Source organism: Zavarzinia marina (assembly GCF_021568905.1).
Taxonomy (GTDB): domain Bacteria; phylum Pseudomonadota; class Alphaproteobacteria; order Zavarziniales; family Zavarziniaceae; genus Zavarzinia; species Zavarzinia marina.
Map to the genome: position 1 here is coordinate 41417 of NZ_JAKGSB010000005.1, position 18971 is coordinate 60387.

Sequence of the window (18971 nt, forward strand, 5' to 3'; positions counted from 1 at the left end):
AGATCAGGCCAGCAGTTCGCCGAGCAGGCCGTTGAGCACGGCGCGGCCCCTGTCGGTCGCGGTCAGGACGCCCTCCGCCATCGACAGAAAGCCGCCGGCCACCAGCCGCTCGACGCGCCAGGGCGCGATCAGCTCGGCGAAGGGGCGGCCGCCCAGGCGTTCGAGACGGGCAATGGGCACGCCCTCGGCGAGGCGCAGGCCCATCATGACCGCTTCGTCGACGCGGGTTTCGGGATCGAGGGACGTGATGCTCTCGGTGCCGTCGCCCCGGCCGGCGGCTTCCATCCAGGTCTCGGGCTTGCGGTAGGCCGCCGTCGCGACGGCGCCACCATCGAGGCACAGACGGCCATGGGCGCCGGGGCCGATCCCGGCGTAATCGCCATAGCGCCAATAGGTCAGATTGTGACGGCTCTCGTTCCCCGGCCGGGCGTGGTTGGAGATTTCATAGGCGGGCAGGCCGGCGGCGGCAAGGATGTCCCCCGTCGCCTCGTAGAGCGCGGCCTGGGTATCCTCGTCCGGGGGCGACCAGTCGCCCCGGCGGACGGCGGCGTGAAAGGCGGTGCCTTCCTCGATCGTCAATTGATAGACCGACAGATGGTCGGGTCCGAAGGACAGCGCATGGTCGAGTTCCGCCGCCCAGCTTTCCACGGTCTGGCCCGGCCTTGCATAGATCAGGTCGAAGGAGACCCGGGGGAAGACCGCGCGGGCTTCCGCGACCGCCGCCATCGCCTCCGCCGCCGAATGCTGGCGGCCGAGGAAGCGGAGATCCTCTTCCGCCAGGGACTGCACGCCGAGGCTGGCGCGATTGACCCCTGCGGCCCGAAAATCGCGCAGCTTGCCCGCCTCGACCGAGGTCGGATTGGCTTCGAGGGTAATCTCGATGTCGGGCGCGAAAGTCCAGGCCCGGTCCGCCGCCGCGATCACCGCGTCCACGGTCGCGGGCGCCATCAGGGACGGCGTACCGCCGCCGAAGAAGATCGAGGTCAGCACCCGGCCCGGCGCCTGCGCGGCCACCCGTTCCACCTCCGCCACCAGGGCGCGGGCCCAGGCGGCGTGATCCACCGCATCGCGGACATGGCTGTTGAAGTCGCAATAGGGGCATTTCGACTTGCAGAACGGCCAATGGACGTAGAGCGCGATTGCGCCCGGATCGCCGGCACGGGGAGAATGCGGCGCCGGCGCCATCTCAGCCCTTCAGGCTGTCGACCAATTGGGCGAAGGCCCGCGCGCGGTGGCTGATGGCGTGTTTCGCCGCCGGTTCCATCTCGCCGAAGGTCACGTCCATGCCGTCGGCCTGGAACACGGGATCATAGCCGAAGCCGTTGGTGCCGCGCGGCGGCCAGACCAGATGGCCGTGAACCTCGCCGACGAATGTGGTGCAGGTGCCGTCGGGCCGTGCCAGCGACAGGGCGCAGGTGAACCAGGCGCGCCGCGCGTCGGGCGTCAGCGCGCCTTTTTCGCGCAGCAGGGCCTCGATCTTCTCCATGGCGACGGCGAAATCCTTGGACGGGCCGGCCCAGCGCGCCGAATAGACGCCGGGATCGCCGCCCAGGGCCTCGACCGAGAGACCCGAGTCGTCGGCCAGCGCCGGCAGACCCGACGCCAGCGCCGCCGCCCGCGCCTTCAGTTCGGCATTGCCGGCAAACGTGGTCTCGGTCTCTTCCGGTTCGGGCAGGCCGAGGCTGCCGGCCGAGACCGGCGCGATCCCGAAGGGAGCGAGGAGATCGCCGATCTCCCGCACCTTGCCCTTGTTGTGGCTGGCGACCACCAGCCGGCCCGACAGTTTCATCAATAGAGCCCCAGCGCCTGGCGCTGATAGGTGGTGAGCCGCGTGATGCCGTTCTGCGCCAGCGCGAAGAGATTGGCGAATTGTTCCGCCGTGAAGGGGGCGGCTTCGGCCGTGCCCTGGATCTCGACGATCTCGCCCGTGCCGGTCAGGACGAAATTGGCATCCGCCTCCGCCGTGCTGTCCTCGGAATAATCGAGGTCGAGCAGCGCCTTGCCGCCGACGAGACCGCAGGAGACGGCCGCGACCTCGGTCCTTATCGGGTTTTCCTTCAGCGTGCCCTTGTTCATCAAGAGTTCGATCGCCTGATGAAGTGCCACATAGGCCCCGGTGACCGAGGCGGTGCGGGTGCCGCCGTCGGCCTGGATCACGTCGCAGTCGATCTTGATCGAGACCTCGCCCAGTTTTTCGAGGTCGATGGCGGCGCGCAGTGCCCGGCCGATCAGGCGCTGGATCTCCTGGGTGCGGCCCGACTGCTTGCCCTTCGCCGCCTCGCGGTCGTTCCGGCTGTGGGTGGAGCGGGGCAGCATGCCGTATTCGGCGGTGACCCAGCCCCGGCCCTGGCCGCGCAGCCAGGACGGCACCTTCTCGTCGATCGAGGCGGTGCAGAGCACATGGGTGTCGCCGAAACGCACGAAGCAGGAGCCTTCGGCATGCTTGGAGAAACCGGGTTCGAGGCTGATGGGCCGCAGCTGGTCGGCCTCGCGGCCATGGGCGCGCATGAGATTTTCCTCAACAAGGGACTGTTCCGGCCGCCCTTTTAGCCTCTCGGGCGCGGCCTTGCACGCGCCGCGTCGCGAATCAGACCGGCCGGAACGAACGGATCAGCGCCAGCGCCGCGTCCGACGCCCAATCGGCCGTGCCGAGAACGGTGCCGCGCATATTGCCCTCGGCGTCGATGATCACGGTCGTCGGCAGGCCGCGCACGGAAAGACTGCGCGCCACCGCCATGCCGTCGTCGCGATAGACCGCCAGATTGCCGGCCTCGTTCTTCGCCAGAAAGGCGCGCACCGTCTCGTCCGGCAGGTCGGTCTGATCGGCCGAAAGCGCCAGGACTTCGATCCCCTCGGCCTCGCCGATCTCGGCCAGGCGGCCGAGGGACGGCATTTCCTCGACACAGGGCGCGCACCAGGTGGCCCAGAAATTCACGACCAGCACCTTGCCCTTGAAATCGGCCAGGGTCAGGCGCTCGCCCTTCGCATCGCGGAAGGCCGTGTCGGGTGCTGGCTTCGGCGCATCGCTCGGGCTAAAGTTCGCGATCCCGGCCGCCCGGGTGGCTTCGGGAGCCGGACTCACGAGCCCCTGGACGGCGACCGCCCCGGCCACCGCGACGACGGCGGCCACGATCGCGACAACCGGCAGCAGTTTCATGTCTTCTCTCCCGTGATGCTGTGCCGCTCCCGAGCCCCAGGTACCAAAGTCAGTTTCCTTCGATGCCCGACCAAGACAGCAAGACTTCCGTCCCCGCCCCCGCCACCTCCAACCAGATGTGGGGCGGGCGCTTCGAACGCGGCCCGGCCGAGATCATGGAGCGCATCAACGCCTCCATCGATTTCGACCGCAAGCTCTACGCCCAGGACATTGCGGGGTCAAAGGCCCATGCCCGCATGTTGGTCGCGACCGGCATCCTGACAAGGGAGGACGGCGAAAAGATCCAGGCCGGCCTCGACGCCGTGAAGGCGGAGATCGAGGAGGGCCGCTTCGCCTTCCGCAAGGACCGCGAGGACATCCACCTGAACGTCGAGGCCCGGCTGGCCGAGCTGATCGGCCCCGCCGCCGGCCGCCTGCACACCGGGCGGTCGCGGAACGATCAGGTGGCGACCGATTTCCGCCTCTGGGTGCGCGATGCGATCGACCGCCTGGGGGCCGGCGTGCGGAAACTCCTGGGCGCGCTTCTCGATCAGGCGGACGCCCATGCCGAGGTGGTGATGCCCGGCTTCACCCATCTCCAGGTCGCGCAGCCCATCACCTTCGGCCATCACATGATGGCCTTCGTCGCCATGCTGGAACGGGACCTGGGCCGCCTGACCGACGCCCGCGCGCGGCTGAACGAATGTCCGCTGGGCGCCGCCGCCCTGGCCGGCACCTCCTTTCCCATCGACCGCCACATGACGGCGGCCGACCTCGGCTTCGACCGGCCGACGGCCAATTCGCTGGACAGCGTGTCGTCGCGCGATTTCGCGCTCGAATACATGGCCGCCGCCTCGATCCTGGGCGTGCATCTGTCGCGCCTGGCGGAAGAGATGGTGATCTGGACCAGCGCCCAGTTCCGCTTCGTTTCCTTCACCGACGCCTTCACCACCGGTTCCTCGATCATGCCGCAGAAGCGCAATCCGGATGCGGCGGAACTGAGCCGGGCCAAGGTCGGCCGGGTGATCGGCGCCCTGAACGCCCTGCTGATCGTCATGAAGGGCCTGCCGCTGGCCTATGCCAAGGACATGCAGGAAGACAAGGAACCGGTCTTCGACGCCGCCGACTCGATCGAACTGGTGGTCGACGCCATGGCCGGCATGGTCGCCGACCTGACACCCAACGCCGAGGTGCTGAAGGCCGCCGCCGGCACCGGCTTCTCGACCGCGACCGATCTCGCCGACTGGCTGGTCCGGGCGCTGAACATGCCGTTCCGCGAGGCCCATCACGTCACCGGCCGGATCGTCAAGCTGGCGGAGACCCGGGGCATCGACCTCGACGCGCTCTCGCTCGCGGACATGCAGGGCGTCGAACCGCGGATCACGCAGGCGGTGTTCGACGTGCTTTCGGTCGACAATTCGGTCGCCAGCCGCATCAGCTTCGGCGGCACCGCGCCCGAGAGCGTGCGCTTCCAGATCCGGGCGGCGCGCGGCCGTCTCGGGCTTTGAGGGCCAGGAAATGGTAGGGATGAGGAATGGCGATGCGTAAGGTCCTGACCCTGGCCCTGGTGGCCGCCGCCCTGCTCGGCACCGCGGCCTGCGGCAAGCGCGGCGATCCCATGCGCCCCGACACCGGCCAGACCGTCAACCTGCCGGAGACGACCCAGCCGCGCCAGCACGGCACCTACGAGAGCAATACCTCCGGCACCACGCCGCAGCCGATCTTCTGACGGACCCGCCATGAATCATTTCGAGTATCGCGACGGCCGGCTGTTCGCCGAGGACGTCTCGGTCGAGGCGATCGCCGCCGCCGTCGGCACGCCCTTCTACTGCTATTCGACGGCGACCCTGCAGCGCCATTTCCGCGTCTTCGCCGATGCCTTCGCCGACCAGAAGGCATTGGTGTGCTATGCCCTGAAGGCCAATTCCAACCAGGCCGTCATCGCCACCCTGGCGCGCCAGGGCGCCGGCGCCGACGTCGTCTCGGGCGGCGAGTTGAAGCGGGCGCTGGCCGCCGGCGTGCCGGCTTCGCGCATCGTCTTTTCCGGCGTCGGCAAGACCGCCGAGGAGATGGCCATGGCGCTGGATGCCGGCATCCATCAGTTCAACGTCGAATCGGAACCGGAGCTGGAGCGCCTGTCGGCGGTCGCGGCGGGCAAGGACATGGTGGCGCCCATCACCATCCGCGTGAACCCGGACGTCGACGCCATGACCCACGCCAAGATCTCGACCGGCAAGGCCGAGAACAAGTTCGGCATCGCCTGGGAGCGGGTGCGCGAGGTCTATGCCCGCGCCGCCGCCCTGCCGGGGATCCGCGTCGTCGGCGTCGACGTCCACATCGGCAGCCAGCTCACCGCCCTCGAACCCTTCGAGGCCGCCTTCCGCAAGGTCGCCGAACTGGTGGCGGTGCTGCGGGCCGACGGCCATGCCATCGACCGGCTCGACCTCGGCGGCGGGCTCGGCATTCCCTACGAGGAAAACCGCCTGGTCCCGCCCGAGCCGACCCATTACGCCGACATCGTGAAAAGGGCGACGGGACATCTCGGCTGTGGCATCATTCTGGAGCCGGGTCGCCTGATCGTGGGCAATGCCGGGGTGCTGGTCACCCGCGTGCTCTATGTGAAGAAGGCGACGGCGAAGACCTTCGTGATCGTGGATGCGGCCATGAACGATCTGCTCCGCCCGACCCTCTATGATGCGTACCACGGCGTCCTGCCGGTGGTGGCGGCGGGACCGGACGCGCCGGTCGCCCCGGTCGACATCGTCGGCCCGGTGTGCGAGACGGGCGACTTCATCGCCCTGGGCCGCCCCATGCCGCCGCTGGCGGAAGACGATCTGATCGCCGTGCTCTCGGCCGGCGCCTATGGCGCGGTCATGGCCTCGACCTACAACACGCGGCCGCTGGTGCCCGAGGTGCTGGTGGACGGCGGCCAATTCGCGGTGGTGCGGGAACGCATGCCGGTCGATACCGTCATCGGCCTCGACCACCTGCCGCCCTGGCTCGGGGCGAGCTGATATGGCGGGCGGCGCCACGGCGAGGGGGGGCGATCGGGCCTTTCGGCGCCGGCTGACCGCCGCCCGCGTCGTCCTGACCCTCGAGACCCTGGGGCCGGCACTGCTGCCCGGGCTCGGCGTCGCCGCCGTCTTCGCGGCCCTCGCCTTCGCCGGCTTCTTCGACATCCTGCCCGGCACTCTCCATGCCATCCTCCTCGGCCTGTTCGGGCTGGCCCTCATCCTCGGCTGGCGCCGGGTGCCGGCGGCGCTGCGCCTGGCGCCGGAAGCGGCGGCGCGGCGGCGCCTCGAGGTCGACAACAAGGTGCCCCACCGCGCCCTCGAAGTACTGGAGGACGATCTGGCCGCCGGCGCGGAAGACGACATGACGGCGGCATTGTGGCGCCTGCACCGCGAACGCGCGGCGCGGAATGCCGGGCGCCTTTCGGTCCATGGCCCGCGCCCGCAGATGGCGCGGCGCGATCCCTGGGCCCTCAGGGCACTGGTGGTGCCGGCGCTGGTGGTCGCGGCCGTGGCCGCCGGGCCGGAAGCCGTGCCCCGCCTGACGGACGCCCTGATGCCGCGCTTCGGCAAGACGGGTCCGGCCCCGGCGGGCGCGACGACGGATTTCACCGCCTGGATCACGCCGCCCGCCTATACCCGGCTGCCGCCGCTCTATCTCGGGGCGCAGGGACTGACGCCCGGGCAGGCGCTGCGGGTCGCCGCCGGCTCCACCGTGGTCGCCCGGCTCTATGGCGTCGAGGCGGGCCGGATCGGCTTCGGCGAGGCGCGCGTCGCCCTCGACCCGGTCGAGGAAGGCAGTTTCGCGGGCGAGGTGCCGGTCCAGGCCGGCACGACCCTGCGCCTGCTGGACGGCGACGATGAAATCGCCGCCTGGCCCCTCGAAGTCGTGGCCGACACGCCCCCCGAGGTCGCCTTCACCGCCCCCCTGAGCGCCACCGAACGCCGCGTGCTGCGCATCGCCTACGAGGCGGAGGACGATTACGGCATCGCCGCCGTCGCCCTCGAACTGCGCCTGCCCGACCGGCCGGACGTGCTGAGCGTGCCGCTCGGCGGCGGCACCGGCCGGGCCGAGGCCAAGGGTGTGGCCTTCCGCGACCTGACCGCCCATCCCTGGGCCGGGCTGGAGGTGGCGGCGGTGCTGACCGCCAGGGATGCCCTGGACCAGACCGGCCTGTCCGATCCGGTCACCATCACCCTGCCCGAGCGCGAGTTCCGCCATCCCGTCGCCCGCGCCATCGTCGCCGCCCGGAAGCACCTGGTGTCGCATCCGCGCGAAAGGCGCAAGGTGGCCGACACATTGGCCGACATCGCCAGCGTCCCCGGCGCTTTCGGCGAGCGGATTTCGGTCTATCTGGGGCTGGTGACCTCGGTCTTCTCGCTCTATCGCAACACGGACGCCGAATCGGATGCGCGGGTGGTCGATCTCCTGTGGGAAATCGCCCTCGACCTCGACGAGGGACGCGTGCCGTCGGCCCTGGCCAGTCTTCGCGAAGCCCAGGAGGCGCTGGAGGAAGCCCTGGAATCCGGCGCCTCGGATGCCGAGGTCGCGCGATTGATGGACGAGTTGCGCCGGGCCATGGCGGAATATCTCCAGGCGCTGGCGATGGAGGCGCAGCGCTGGGGCGGCAATCTGCAGGAACTGCAGCCGATCCCCGGCGGGCGCCTGCTGACCGACCGCGACCTGCAGCGCATGATCGACGAGGCCCAGCGCGCGGCCGAGGCCGGATCGCGCGAGGCGGCGCGCCAGACCCTGCAGAACCTGCGCGAAATGCTCGAGAACCTTCAGGCCATGCAGGGCCTGATGCAGGACAATCCGGCCGCCCGCGCCATGGACCAGGGCATGCAGCAATTGAGCGACATGCTGCGCCGCCAGGGCGAATTGCGCGACCAGGCCTTTTCCGAGCAGCAGCGGCGACAGGGCGGCGCCATGCCCGGCGGACAGAACGGCCAGCCCCGCCCCGCTCCCGGCGGCGACATGAGCGGGCTGGCCCGCGACCAGGAAGACCTGCGCCGGCAATTGGGCGAGATGCTGCGCCAATTGGGCGAGGCCGGCCTGCCCATGCCCGATTCGCTGACGGAAGCCGAACGGGCCATGGACCGGGCCCGCGGCGCTCTCGAAGGCGACGATCCGGCCGCCGCCGCCGAGGCCCAGGGCCAGGCCCTGTCGGCGCTGCGCGAAGGCTTGCAGGATCTCGGCGAGCAGATGGCGCAGCAACTGGGCTTGCGGCGCGGCCAGGGCCAGGGCGCGGGTCAGGAACCGGGTGACGAGCGCGACCCCCTGGGCCGGCCCCGGCCCGGCCGCGAATTCGGCTCCGGCAACGACGTCCGCGTGCCGACGGAGGCGGAGGCGAAGCGCGTGCGCGAAATCCTGAACGAATTGCAGCGCCGCGCCGGCGACCGCACCCGCCCGGCGGAGGAACTGGACTACATCCGCCGCCTGCTCGACCGTTTCTGAGCACCGAATCCGAGATTTTTCGTCATCCCGGCGCAGGCCGGGATCTTTCGACGGAAAGGGCGCCTCTTCCGGATGAAGGCCCCGGCCTTCGCCGGGGCGACGAGTATATTATTCTATATAATTCAGGCATTCCGCGCCGACAGCGCGGCCGCCACGGCGGCCAGCAGATCGGCCATCGAAAAGGGCTTCTGGAGGACGCCCGAGACGAAACCGGCGAGATCGTCCGCCCGTTCCCGTTCGCTGGCGAAGCCCGTCATGAGCAGGACCGGCAGGTCCGGCCGGTCGGCGCCCAGCGCCAGCGCCAGCGCGACGCCGTCCATCACCGGCATCCGGACGTCGGAGAGAAGGAGATCGAAATCCTCGGCCAGCGCGAGGCGCCAGGCGGCGGCACCATCGGCGGCGACGGTGGCCTGATGACCTGCCGCCGTCAGGGCACGGCGGATGAATTCGGCGATCGCGCTTTCGTCCTCGGCCACCAGGATGCGGGCCATGGCACGCTCTTTCCCCGATTCGTCGGGCCCCGATTCGTCAGGTTTCGACGACGCCGATGAAGGGCAGTTCCCGGAAGCAGTTGGCGACGTCCATGCCGTAGCCGACGACGAAACGTTCCGGGCATTCGAAGCCGACGAAATCCGATTCGAGGGCGTTCTCGCGCTTCTTCGGCTTGTCGAGGAGGACGCAGAGCTGCACGTCGGCGCCACGCGCCGCCATCAGGTCCTTGGCGAAGGAGAGCGTGCGGCCCGATTCCAGAATGTCGTCCACCAGCAGCACTTTCTTGTCGCGCACGATGATGGAAATGTCGCGCTGCACCGTCACCTGGCCGGAACTGGTGGTGCGGTCGCCATAGGACGACAGGATGACGAAATCGACCTCGACCAGCGCGCCCTCGGCATGGAGCGCGCGCAGAAGGTCGGCGGCGAACATGAAGCTGCCCTTCAGGATGGGCACGACGACGAAATTCGTGCCCAGCCGGGCGACGATCTCCTTGGCCAGTTCCTTCACGCGGGCGTCGATCACCGGGGCGTCGAACAGGGTACGAACGGTCTTGCCCTCGACAACCGGGCGGGTCATGGCGCTTCTCCGAAAGTCACGGCGACCCTCGTCGCCTCCGTTGGCGGGGCGGCGAAGCGCACCCGGTAGCGGGCCTCGCCGCCGGGCGGCAGCAGCGCCGGTTCCGCCGTCGTCATCTCGCGGCGCAAGACGCGGCCGCTGTCGTCCAGGAGGCTGATCCAGATCGGCGGTACCGGCCGCTCGCTCTCCAGGGTGGAGCGGACGATGCCGGTGACCGAGACGATTTCCGCCCCGCCCTCGGTCGAACGCTCGCTGACGGGATCGGACAGGGTCAGGCCGTATTCGGCGACCGGCAGCCCCGCCAGCTCGAACAGTTTGGCGGACGGCGGCCAGGCCTCGACGATCCGGTCGCGATAGACGGCGGCCGCCCCCAGGGCGCCGCCCAGCACCAGCACGAACAGGATCCAGCCGACGGCGCCGGAGCGGCGCCGGGGTTGCGCCGCCGTGGCCGGCAGATTGCGCGGCCGGTCCATGTCGGCGGCGAGGCCGGCGGCGCCATGGGCGCGCACCGGCTCCGTCAGGTCGACGGTGCGGGGCATGTCCGCCGGCGGGGCCTGGAACCAGGCGTGTCCGCAGCGTGCGCAGCGCACCTCGCGCCCCGCCGGTGCCAGGGCGGCGGGCGGCAGCAGATAGCGGGTGCTGCAGGAAGGACAGGTGATGATCATGCGTGACGGATCGAATGAAGACGTAGCGGCCTTTATAGGCGGAGTCGCCGCCGCCTGCCAGCCTTTGCGGGGTACGGCGCGCCGACGCCGGGGGCTTGGCCTCGGGTCCCGCTTCATGCCATGGTGCCGGTTCCACCAACAGGCAGCGGTCATGGTACGGTTCGACAATGTCGGGATGCGCTATGGCGTCGGCCAGGAAGTGTTGCGCGACATCTCCTTCGACTTGCCACGCGGCTCCTTCACCTATCTCACCGGGGCGAGCGGGGCCGGAAAATCCTCCCTGCTCAAGCTCATGTTTCTCGCCCATCGGCCATCGCGCGGCATGATCGAGATCCTGGGCCGCGACCTGTCGCGCCTGCCGCGCCAGGCCCTGCCCGAACTGCGGCGCCAGATCGGCGTCGTCTACCAGGATTTCCGCCTGATCGACCACATGACCGTCTTCGACAACGTCGCCCTGCCGCTGCGCCTTTCCCGGACCGCCGAAGCCGAGGTGCGCGCCCATGTCGACGAATTGCTCGGCTGGGTCGGGCTGGCGGACCGGACCGGCGCCACCCCGCCGGAGCTTTCGGGCGGCGAACAGCAGCGCGTCGCGATCGCGCGCGCGGTGATCGCCAGGCCCCGCCTGCTGCTCGCGGACGAGCCGACGGGCAGTGTCGACCCCGACATGGGCGACCGGCTGATGCATCTGTTTCAGGAGCTGAACCGAATCGGCACCACGATCGTCATCGCCACCCACGACATCGCCATGATGGAACGCCACCGCGCCGCCGTGCTGCGGCTGGTGCGGGGCGAGCTGAGCGCCGGCCCCCTGACCGCTGCCGGCTTCGGGAGCACCGGCTTCGGGGGGCGCCCGCACTGATCATGTTTTTGCGCAGCCTGCATCTTCTGCCGCGCGGCGCGCTGTCGAGCCGCCTGGTGCCCGCGATCATCGCCACCATGGTGCTGCTGCTGACCCTGGCGTCGGCGGCCGCGATCGGCATCGAGCGTTCGCTGGCCAGCTTCCAGAGCGAACTGGCCGGGCGCTATACGGTCGAACTGCCGACGGCCCAGACCGGCGCCGTCGACGACGAGACCGTGGCCCGGGTCGTCGACCTCCTGGCCGAGACCGAAGGCGTGATCGCCGCAGAGGTCGTCCCCGCGCAGACCATGCAGACCCTGCTGGAGCCCTGGCTGGGGCGCGATGCCGCCGTCGGCGACCTGCCCCTGCCGGTCCTGATCGACATCGTCGCGACGCCGGGCATGACCCTCGATCCCGCGGCCCTGGCCGAGCGGATCGGCAAGCTGGTCAAGGGCGCGCGGGTCGAGGCCGCGGTCGAGAGCCTGGACGAGATCGGCGAGATCGCGGGCGCGGTCGAGCTTTCGGCCTATTGCGTCGTCGCCCTGGTCGCCTTCTGCCTGGCGGCCGTGGTGGTCTTCGCCACCGGCGCCGGCCTCGCCGCCCATCACGGCATCATCGAGATCGTGCATCAGATCGGCGCCCGCGACCGGATCGTGGCCCGCGAATTCGAGCGCCGCTTCCTCATCCTCGGCTTCGTCGGCGGATTGATCGGGGTGGCGGTCGGGGCCGTCGCCGTCTACGGCTTCGCGCTCTATGCCCAATCCCTCGATTCGCCCTTCCTGCCGGCGATGGGCGATTTCATGCGGGCGCTGGTGCCCCTTCTCGCCATTCCGCCGCTGGTCGCGGCGCTGACCACGGCGACCGCCGGCCTGACCGTGAACCGCGCCCTGAGGCGGCTGGCCTGATGCGCGCGCTTCGCCTGCTCGGCTTCCTGCTCTGCTTCGTCTTCGGCGCCTATGGCTGGTTCCTGGGCCGCATCCCGGTCGCGGTGGCGGAGCCGGAGCGCGCGACCGACGGCATCGTCGTCTTGACCGGCGGTGCGCTCCGCCTCGACGAGGCGGCGGCGGTGATGGCCAAGGGCCTCGCCGGGCGCCTGCTGGTCTCGGGCGTTTCGACCGATTCGGGGCCGGAGGACATCCGCGCCCGGCTGGCGGCGTTGCCGGACGCCATGTTCAACTGCTGCGTCGATCTCGGCTATCAGGCGCGCAACACCATCGGCAACGCGGACGAGGCGGCGGCATGGGCCCGGGCCCACGGCATGGCGACACTGCGGGTGGTGACCGCCGCCTATCACATGCCCCGGGCGCTGGCCGAATTGAACCGCGCCCTGCCCGAAGTCGTGCTGCTGCCCCATCCGGTGTTCCCCGAGCGCAGCTTCGACAGCGGCACCCTGCCGGCGGTGACGGCACCGCTCGAATTCGCCAAATACACCGCGGCCCTGGTCCGCCAGCGCCTGGCCGAGATCGCGCCCGAGACGGCCGGCACGGTCGAGGCGCCGATCGCCGAGGGCACGGCCCCCGCATCACCCAGGACCGAGCAACTGTCGCCCGCCGAGGCGGGCGGCGCGCCACCGAAGGACACCCCATGAGACCGCTGCTGTGGCTGCGCTCGGCCCTGTTCAACCTGTTCTTCTATGTCTGGACCGCCCTGGTCGCGATCCTGATGCTGCCGGCGCTGGCCATGCCCCGGACCCTCGGCCTCTTCGCGGCCCGCTTCTGGATCGCCGGGGTGAACCTGGGCCTGCGCCTGATCTGCGGCGTCAGGATCGAGATCAAGGGCCGACATCACCTGCCCGACGGCCCGGTGCTGATCGCGGCCAAGCATCAGTCGGCCTGGGATACGATCGCCCTCCTCGCGATTTGCGGCATGCCCGCCGTCGTCCTGAAGCGCGAGTTGACCTGGATCCCCTTCTACGGCTGGTACATCCTTTCGACCGGCAATATCCCGATCGACCGCGGCGCCGGCGCCAAGGCCCTGAAGGACATGGTGAAACAGGCCAAGGCCCGGATCGCCGAGGGGCGCGCCGTCCTGATCTTTCCCCAGGGCACCCGCGTCGCCGTCGGCGCCAAAATGCCCTATCAGCCGGGCGTCGCCGCGATCTACGGCCAGTTGGGCGTGCCCTGCGTGCCGGTCGCGCTGAATTCCGGCATCGTCTGGCCGCGCCGCGCCTTCCGTCGTCCGCCCGGCACCATCACCGTCGAGTTCCTGGCCCCGATACCACCGGGATTGCGCCGCGAGCCCTTCATGACGACACTGGAAGCCAAGATCGAGGCGGCCTCGGACGCCCTGGCCGCGGTCGGCCGTCGGCCCCAAGATATGGCACCATAGACGAATCGAGAACATTTGGGTCGCCACAACATCTGGATTGTGGATAACTGGTCATCCACGAATTGTTGAATCTGGGGATAAGTGGAATTCCTCAGGAAAATCAGCATTTTGTGATTTGGCCACCTGTGGAAACAAATCGAGAACGAAACCTTGACCGGGGTTTGACCGGCTGCCACTCTGTCGAGCCCGCCGTTCCGCCCCGCTCTCGGGGAAGCCCCTTGAGAATGAGGACCGCCATGGTGTCGATCGCGCCGATCAGCCAGCAGATCTGGGACATGAAATACCGCCTGAAGGATGCGGAAGGCCGGCCCCTGGATGCCACGGTGGAAGAGACCTGGGACCGCGTCGCCGCCGCCCTGGCGGCGCCCGAGACGGCGAATCGCGCGGTTCACGAGGCGGCGTTCCGCGACGCCCTGCAGGATTTCCGCTTCATGCCGGCGGGAAGGATCATGGCGGGTGCCGGCACCGACCGGAAGGTGACCCTGTTCAACTGCTTCGTCATGGGCACGATCCCCGACGACATGTCGGGCATCTTCGAGCACCTGCGCGAGGCGGCGCTGACCATGCAGCAGGGCGGCGGCATCGGCTACGACTTCTCGACGCTGCGGCCCAAGGGCGCGCCGGTGAAGGGCGTCGGCGCCGACGCCTCGGGCCCCCTGCCCTTCATGGACGTCTGGGACAGCATGTGCCGCACCATCATGTCGGCGGGCTCGCGCCGGGGCGCCATGATGGCGACCATGCGCTGCGACCATCCGGACATCGAAGCCTTCATCGCCGCCAAGCGCGATGCCGGCCGGCTGCGCATGTTCAACCTCTCCGTCCTCGTCACCGACGATTTCATGGCGGCGGTCGCGGCCGACGATGCCTGGAACCTGACCTTCGGCGGCACGGTCTACAAGACCATCCAGGCGCGCGAGCTGTGGGACACCATCATGCGCGCGACCTACGCCTATGCCGAACCGGGCGTCATCTTCATCGACCGCATCAACCGCCTTAACAATCTCTGGTATGCGGAGACGATCAGCGCGACAAACCCCTGCGTCACCGCCGATACCTGGGTCCATACCGCCGACGGCCCGCGCCGGGTCGCCGATCTCGTCGGCCGCCCCTTCGCCGCCATGGTGGACGGCAAGGCCCATGCCACCGACCCGCGCGGTTTCTTTCCGACCGGCACCAAGCCCGTGGTCGACCTCGAGACCCTCGACGGCTTCCGCCTGCGCCTGACCGCCGATCACAAGGTCCTGAAGATCGCCGCCCGCACCCGCTTTCGGCGCGAGACGGCGTGGACCGCCGCCGGCGCTCTCCGCCCCGGTGACGAGATCGTCCTGAACGATCATGCCGGCGAAGCCGCTTGGCCCGGCCGGGGCACCGCTGGCGAGGGGCTGCTTCTCGGCATGCTGGTCGGCGACGGCACCCTCAAGGCCGAGGCCGGCGTGCTCAGCGTCTGGCCGCAGGCCGAGGCCGTGAACGGCGCATCGGCCGGCGATCCCGCCTTCGCCCTGATGCGCGAGATCGAGGACGCGGCGCGGCAATTGCCCCACCGCAGCGATTTCGCCGGCTGGCACGAAATCCAGGGCCGGGGCGAATATCGTCTGAAGATGAAGGCGATCGCCGATCTGGCCGCCGCCTACGGCATGGCGCCGGGGCGAAAGACCGTGACGCCCGCCGTCGAAGCCGCTTCCGCCGCCTTCCAGCGCGCCTTCCTGCGCGCCCTCTTCGATTGCGACGGCAGCGTTCAGGGCACACAGGCCAAGGGCATCAGTATCCGCCTCGCCCAGAGCGACCGCGACCTCCTGCGCGCGGTCCAGCGCATGCTGGCCCGCTTCGGCGTGATCGCGCGCCTCTACGACCGCCGCCCCGCCGGCGAGAGCATCCTGCCCGACGGCAAGGGCGGCACAGGCGCCTATCCGACCCGGCCGCAGTTCGAACTGATCGTCGCGCGGTCCAACGTGCTGCGCTTTCGCGACCGGATCGGTTTCACGGACACGGCGAAACAGCGCCGCCTGGACGGCCAGATCGAGGCCTTCCGCCGCGCCCCCAACCGGGAAATCTTCGCCGCGACGGTGAAGGCGGTCACGGCGGCGGGCGAAGCCCCCGTATTCGACGTTTCCGTGCCGGGCATCAATGCCTTCGATGCCAATGGCCTCTATGTCCACAATTGCGGTGAACAGCCCCTGCCGCCTTACGGCGCCTGTCTGCTCGGCTCGGTCAATCTGGCGCGTTTCGTGACCGATCCCTTCGCGGAGGAGGCGGCGCTCGACCTCGCCGCGCTGGAGACGGTGGTGCGCACCGCCATCCGCATGATGGACAATGTCGTCGACACCTCGAACTTCCCGCTGCCCGAACAGGCGGCGGAGGCGCGGGCGAAGCGGCGCATCGGTCTTGGCGTCACCGGGCTCGCGGATGCGCTGATCATGTGCCGGGCGCGCTATGGCGGGCCCATGGCGCTGCGCCTGATCGGGCAATGGATGAAGGCGATCCAGCGCGCCGCCTATCTCGAATCCGCCGAACTGGCGCGGGAGAAAGGCCCCTTCCCCCTGTTCGACCGCGAGAAATATCTGGCCGGCGAAAGCATCAGGACGCTCGACGCCGACGTCCGCGCCGCGATCGCCGAACACGGCATCCGCAATGCCCTGCTCACCTCGATCGCGCCGACGGGCACCATTTCGCTCTTCGCCGACAATGTCTCGTCGGGGCTCGAGCCCGTGTTCTCCTTCGCCTATACCCGCAAGGTGCTGATGCCCGACGGCACGCGGCGGGAGGAGGAAGTCACCGACTACGCCTATCGCCTGTGGCGCCGCCTGAAGGGCGACGCGCCCCTGCCCGATTATTTCGTCGACGCCCAGGTGCTGAGCCCGGCCGACCACGTCCGGGTCCAGGCCGAGGTGCAGAAATACGTCGACAGTTCGATCTCCAAGACCATCAATTGTCCGGAGGACATTTCCTTCGACGCCTTCAAGGACGTCTATCTGATGGCCTGGCGCGAGGGGTGCAAGGGCTGCACCACCTATCGCCCGAACGACGTCACGGGTTCCGTGCTCTCGGTCCAGCCGAAGAAGGAGGCGAAGGCCGCCGAGCCCGAACTGCCCCTCGAATCCCCCGCCGCCACGGCGCGCCACGAGGACGTCTACGAGGCGGGCGGCATCGTCTATATGACCAAGCCCCTGGACCGGCCCGAGGTCCTGCCCGGCAAGACCTACAAGGTGCGCTGGCCCGAATCCGAACACGCGCTCTACATCACCGTGAACGACGTGGTGCAGGAGAGCCGGCGCCGGCCCTTCGAGGTCTTCATCAATTCGAAGAACATGGAGCATTACGCCTGGACCGTCGCCCTGACGCGCATGATCTCGGCCGTGTTCCGGCGCGGCGGCGACGTCGCCTTCGTCGTGGAGGAATTGAAGGCCGTGTTCGATCCGCGCGGCGGCTATTGGATGCAGGGCCGCTATGTCCCCTCGCTCCTCGCCGCGATCGGCGAGGTGATCGAGCAGCACATGATCGACATCGGCTTCATCCAGGCTCAGAAGGTCGAAGTGCCGGAGAAATTCCTGAACGCGGCGACCAGCGGCGAGGCGAGCGGCGGCGGCGCCGCGACCGGCGGCCCCAAGGGCGCGCGCCCCTGCCCGCGCTGCGGCCAGCCCAGCCTGGTGCGCCAGGAGGGCTGCGACGCCTGTTTCTCCTGCGGTTACTCCAAGTGCGGGTGAGGCCTCAGCGGGTCAGATGCGCGACCGCGTGGTCGCCGAGGGGCGGCGCCGGGATGGCGCGGACGGCGCGGTCGAGCCGGTGGAGGACGCCGTCGACCAGGCCGAGACGTTCCAATTCCGCGACGGTCGCCGCCAGATAGTCGCGGTTGCGGCCGGCGCTGCCCTCGGCGCCCGCGATCACGGCGACCTGGTCCTCGAACGAGAGTTTGCCGGCATATTGGACATGGCGCCGGTCGGCGACATAGGTGACGGCCCGGACCGTGGCGCCCGCCTCGGTCCGGACCGGCACGACCTTCTCCTCATAGACATGGGTGACCAGCTCGCGCTCGCGCAGATAGGCGAGCACCGTCGCCCGCGCGTCCGCCGCGACATGGAACAGCATGCCCCGGCAGCAGCCGCCCCGGTCGAGCCCGAGGACGAGGCCGCGCCGTTCGGGCGTGCCCCGGTAATGTTCCGAATAGACGCAGAACGCCCGGTGATAGCCGTGCAGCACCGCCGGCACCGCCGACAGAAAGGGAAAGCCCGGCCGCCAGATCAGCGACCCGTAACCGAAAACCCAGAGATCACCCGCCGCCATTTCCATTCCCGACACTGCAAGCTTTCCCCGATCCGCCGGATTGCCTATTAAGGAAGCCGGCCGGGGCGAGGAGGTCCATCTTGCGCATTTCGCGACGCTATCTCTACCTGACTCTGTTCGTGATCCTGGCCGTCGCCGCCTGGACCTTCTTCTGGTTCCGCATCGCGGGCGAGGTGCGCACCCGTACCGACGCCTGGATCGCCGAACAGGCGGCGCAGGGCGTCGAGGTCACCTATGGCGACATGCAGGTGAACGGCTATCCCTATCGGATCGAGGTCACGATCGCCGATCTTGCGGCCGAGGGCCTGCCCCGGGGCGGCGCCTTCACCGTGCCCGAGGTGACGGTGCTGAGCCTGCCGTGGAATCCCCGCCTGATCGTCGGCAGCCTGGCGGGCGAGACGCGCTTTCGCTGGACGGACGAGAGGGGGGCGGCCCAGAGCGGCACCTATGCCGCGACCTCGACCGGCTTCTCCATCGCCTTCGAGGACGGGCAGGCGGCGCGCTTCGCGCTTTCGGGCGATGCCCCGATCGTGACCGCCACCACCCTGCAGGGCCCGCTTTCGGCCAAGGTGTTCGAGGTTCACGCCCGGCGCCTCGCCGGCGGCGCCACGCCGGAAGGCGAGGGGGCCGCCGGCGATACCGCGCCGACCGCCCCCCTGCTGGGCGAGGTGGCGGTGGACGGCACCGACGTGCATCTGCCCGCCAATGTGCGAAGCCCGCTCGGCCCCCTGGTCGAGAAGATCGGCTATACCGTCGGCCTGACCGGTCATATTCCAACCGGCCGCATCCCGGCACCCGGCCCCGGCCGGCGCATCGAGGACATGGCGGCCGAATGGGCGCGCGACGGCGGCACCATCGAACTGTCCCGGGCGGAGACACGCTGGGGCCCCCTGAACCTCACCCTGACCGGCAGTTTCTCGATCGATGCCCTGAACCGCCCAATCGGCGCCATCTCCGGCCGGATCGGCGGGCTGGAACCCCTGATCGACGGCGCCGTCGCCGAAGGCCGCCTGCGCGAGAACCAGGCGCGCGGCATCAAGCAGGCCCTGAACGCGCTCGGCTTCATCGCCAAGGACAAGGAAGGCCGGGTGCCGGTCTCCGTCACCGTGCAGGACGGCCGCGTCTCGGTCGGTCCCGTCCCGGTCGGCGAGGTGAAGCCGCTGTTCTGACGTCGGCCGACCGAGAG

Annotated in this window: 18 protein-coding genes; 10 read left to right on the plus strand and 8 right to left on the minus strand. The window is 69.6% G+C overall.

The window, feature by feature from the left end; genetic code table 11:
• Nucleotides 1–3 precede the first annotated feature (3 nt).
• The 4 genes from hemW to L2U69_RS13800 all read right to left on the minus strand — a co-directional run bounded on the left by hemW (nt 4) and on the right by L2U69_RS13800 (nt 3157).
• Nucleotides 4–1185 (minus strand): radical SAM family heme chaperone HemW, encoded by a 1182-nt coding sequence (hemW, locus tag L2U69_RS13785; RefSeq protein WP_236107701.1) that lies wholly within the window; start codon nt 1183–1185, stop codon nt 4–6.
• A 1-nt stretch (nt 1186) separates the two neighbouring features.
• Nucleotides 1187–1789, minus strand: a complete 603-nt coding sequence (gene rdgB, locus L2U69_RS13790) for an RdgB/HAM1 family non-canonical purine NTP pyrophosphatase (RefSeq protein ID WP_236107702.1) — start codon at nt 1787–1789, stop codon at nt 1187–1189.
• Complete coding sequence (gene rph, locus L2U69_RS13795) at nt 1789–2508, minus strand: ribonuclease PH (RefSeq protein WP_236107703.1); 720 nt, start codon at nt 2506–2508, stop codon at nt 1789–1791. Before rph ends, rdgB begins: the two co-directional genes overlap by 1 nt.
• Nucleotides 2509–2587: 79 nt before the next feature.
• Nucleotides 2588–3157 carry a TlpA family protein disulfide reductase gene (locus L2U69_RS13800; RefSeq protein ID WP_236107704.1) on the minus strand — a complete coding sequence of 190 codons (570 nt, stop codon included), beginning with the start codon at nt 3155–3157 and terminating at the stop codon, nt 2588–2590.
• Between the two features lie 62 nt (nt 3158–3219).
• On the opposite strand from L2U69_RS13800, the gene argH reads away from it, so the two are divergent.
• From argH to L2U69_RS13820, 4 genes are read left to right on the plus strand one after another with little or no spacing between them, the layout of a single operon-like run.
• Entirely contained in the window at nt 3220–4644 is a 1425-nt protein-coding gene (gene argH / locus L2U69_RS13805) for an argininosuccinate lyase (protein WP_236107705.1), read from the plus strand.
• A 26-nt stretch (nt 4645–4670) separates the two neighbouring features.
• Nucleotides 4671–4865 carry a hypothetical protein gene (locus L2U69_RS13810; RefSeq protein ID WP_236107706.1) on the plus strand — a complete coding sequence of 65 codons (195 nt, stop codon included), beginning with the start codon at nt 4671–4673 and terminating at the stop codon, nt 4863–4865.
• A gap of 10 nt (nt 4866–4875) precedes the next feature.
• On the plus strand, nt 4876–6150 hold the full coding sequence (gene lysA / locus L2U69_RS13815; protein WP_236107707.1) for a diaminopimelate decarboxylase: 1275 nt from the start codon (nt 4876–4878) through the stop codon (nt 6148–6150).
• A gap of 1 nt (nt 6151) precedes the next feature.
• On the plus strand, nt 6152–8605 hold the full coding sequence (locus L2U69_RS13820) for a TIGR02302 family protein (protein WP_236107708.1): 2454 nt from the start codon (nt 6152–6154) through the stop codon (nt 8603–8605).
• Nucleotides 8606–8727: 122 nt separating this feature from the next.
• Here the strand turns inward: L2U69_RS13820 and L2U69_RS13825 are convergent, their stop codons facing one another.
• Genes L2U69_RS13825 through L2U69_RS13835 form a run of 3 tightly spaced genes read right to left on the minus strand, consistent with a single transcriptional unit; the run spans nt 8728 to nt 10341 of the window.
• Nucleotides 8728–9096 carry a response regulator gene (locus L2U69_RS13825; RefSeq protein WP_236107709.1) on the minus strand — a complete coding sequence of 123 codons (369 nt, stop codon included), beginning with the start codon at nt 9094–9096 and terminating at the stop codon, nt 8728–8730.
• Between the two features lie 37 nt (nt 9097–9133).
• Complete coding sequence (gene hpt / locus L2U69_RS13830) at nt 9134–9676, minus strand: hypoxanthine phosphoribosyltransferase (protein WP_236107710.1); 543 nt, start codon at nt 9674–9676, stop codon at nt 9134–9136.
• Nucleotides 9673–10341, minus strand: coding sequence for a DUF3426 domain-containing protein (locus tag L2U69_RS13835; RefSeq protein ID WP_236107711.1), 669 nt, complete (start codon nt 10339–10341; stop codon nt 9673–9675). Before L2U69_RS13835 ends, hpt begins: the two co-directional genes overlap by 4 nt.
• A 151-nt stretch (nt 10342–10492) precedes the next feature.
• Here L2U69_RS13835 and ftsE point away from each other — a divergent pair, with 151 nt between their 5' ends.
• From ftsE to L2U69_RS13860, 5 genes are all read left to right on the plus strand, one after another.
• The gene (gene ftsE, locus L2U69_RS13840) at nt 10493–11200 is read left to right on the plus strand and encodes a cell division ATP-binding protein FtsE (RefSeq protein WP_236107712.1); all 708 of its coding nucleotides are present in this window, start codon (nt 10493–10495) and stop codon (nt 11198–11200) included.
• A 2-nt stretch (nt 11201–11202) separates the two neighbouring features.
• Nucleotides 11203–12084 carry a cell division protein FtsX gene (locus L2U69_RS13845; RefSeq protein WP_236107713.1) on the plus strand — a complete coding sequence of 294 codons (882 nt, stop codon included), beginning with the start codon at nt 11203–11205 and terminating at the stop codon, nt 12082–12084.
• Nucleotides 12084–12767, plus strand: coding sequence for a YdcF family protein (locus L2U69_RS13850; protein WP_236107714.1), 684 nt, complete (start codon nt 12084–12086; stop codon nt 12765–12767). Before L2U69_RS13845 ends, L2U69_RS13850 begins: the two co-directional genes overlap by 1 nt.
• Entirely contained in the window at nt 12764–13507 is a 744-nt protein-coding gene (locus L2U69_RS13855) for a lysophospholipid acyltransferase family protein (RefSeq protein ID WP_236107715.1), read from the plus strand. The genes L2U69_RS13850 and L2U69_RS13855 overlap by 4 nt, the downstream gene beginning before the upstream one ends.
• A 236-nt stretch (nt 13508–13743) precedes the next feature.
• On the plus strand, nt 13744–17208 hold the full coding sequence (locus L2U69_RS13860; protein ID WP_236107716.1) for an LAGLIDADG family homing endonuclease: 3465 nt from the start codon (nt 13744–13746) through the stop codon (nt 17206–17208).
• A gap of 4 nt (nt 17209–17212) precedes the next feature.
• Here the strand turns inward: L2U69_RS13860 and L2U69_RS13865 are convergent, their stop codons facing one another.
• Nucleotides 17213–17785: a gamma-glutamylcyclotransferase gene (locus tag L2U69_RS13865; RefSeq protein WP_236107717.1), complete on the minus strand. Its 573-nt coding sequence runs from the start codon at nt 17783–17785 to the stop codon at nt 17213–17215.
• Nucleotides 17786–17865: 80 nt separating this feature from the next.
• Between L2U69_RS13865 and L2U69_RS13870 the strand changes: the two genes are divergently transcribed.
• The gene (locus tag L2U69_RS13870) at nt 17866–18954 is read left to right on the plus strand and encodes a DUF2125 domain-containing protein (RefSeq protein WP_236107718.1); all 1089 of its coding nucleotides are present in this window, start codon (nt 17866–17868) and stop codon (nt 18952–18954) included.
• The last annotated feature ends 17 nt before the right edge of the window (nt 18955–18971 follow it).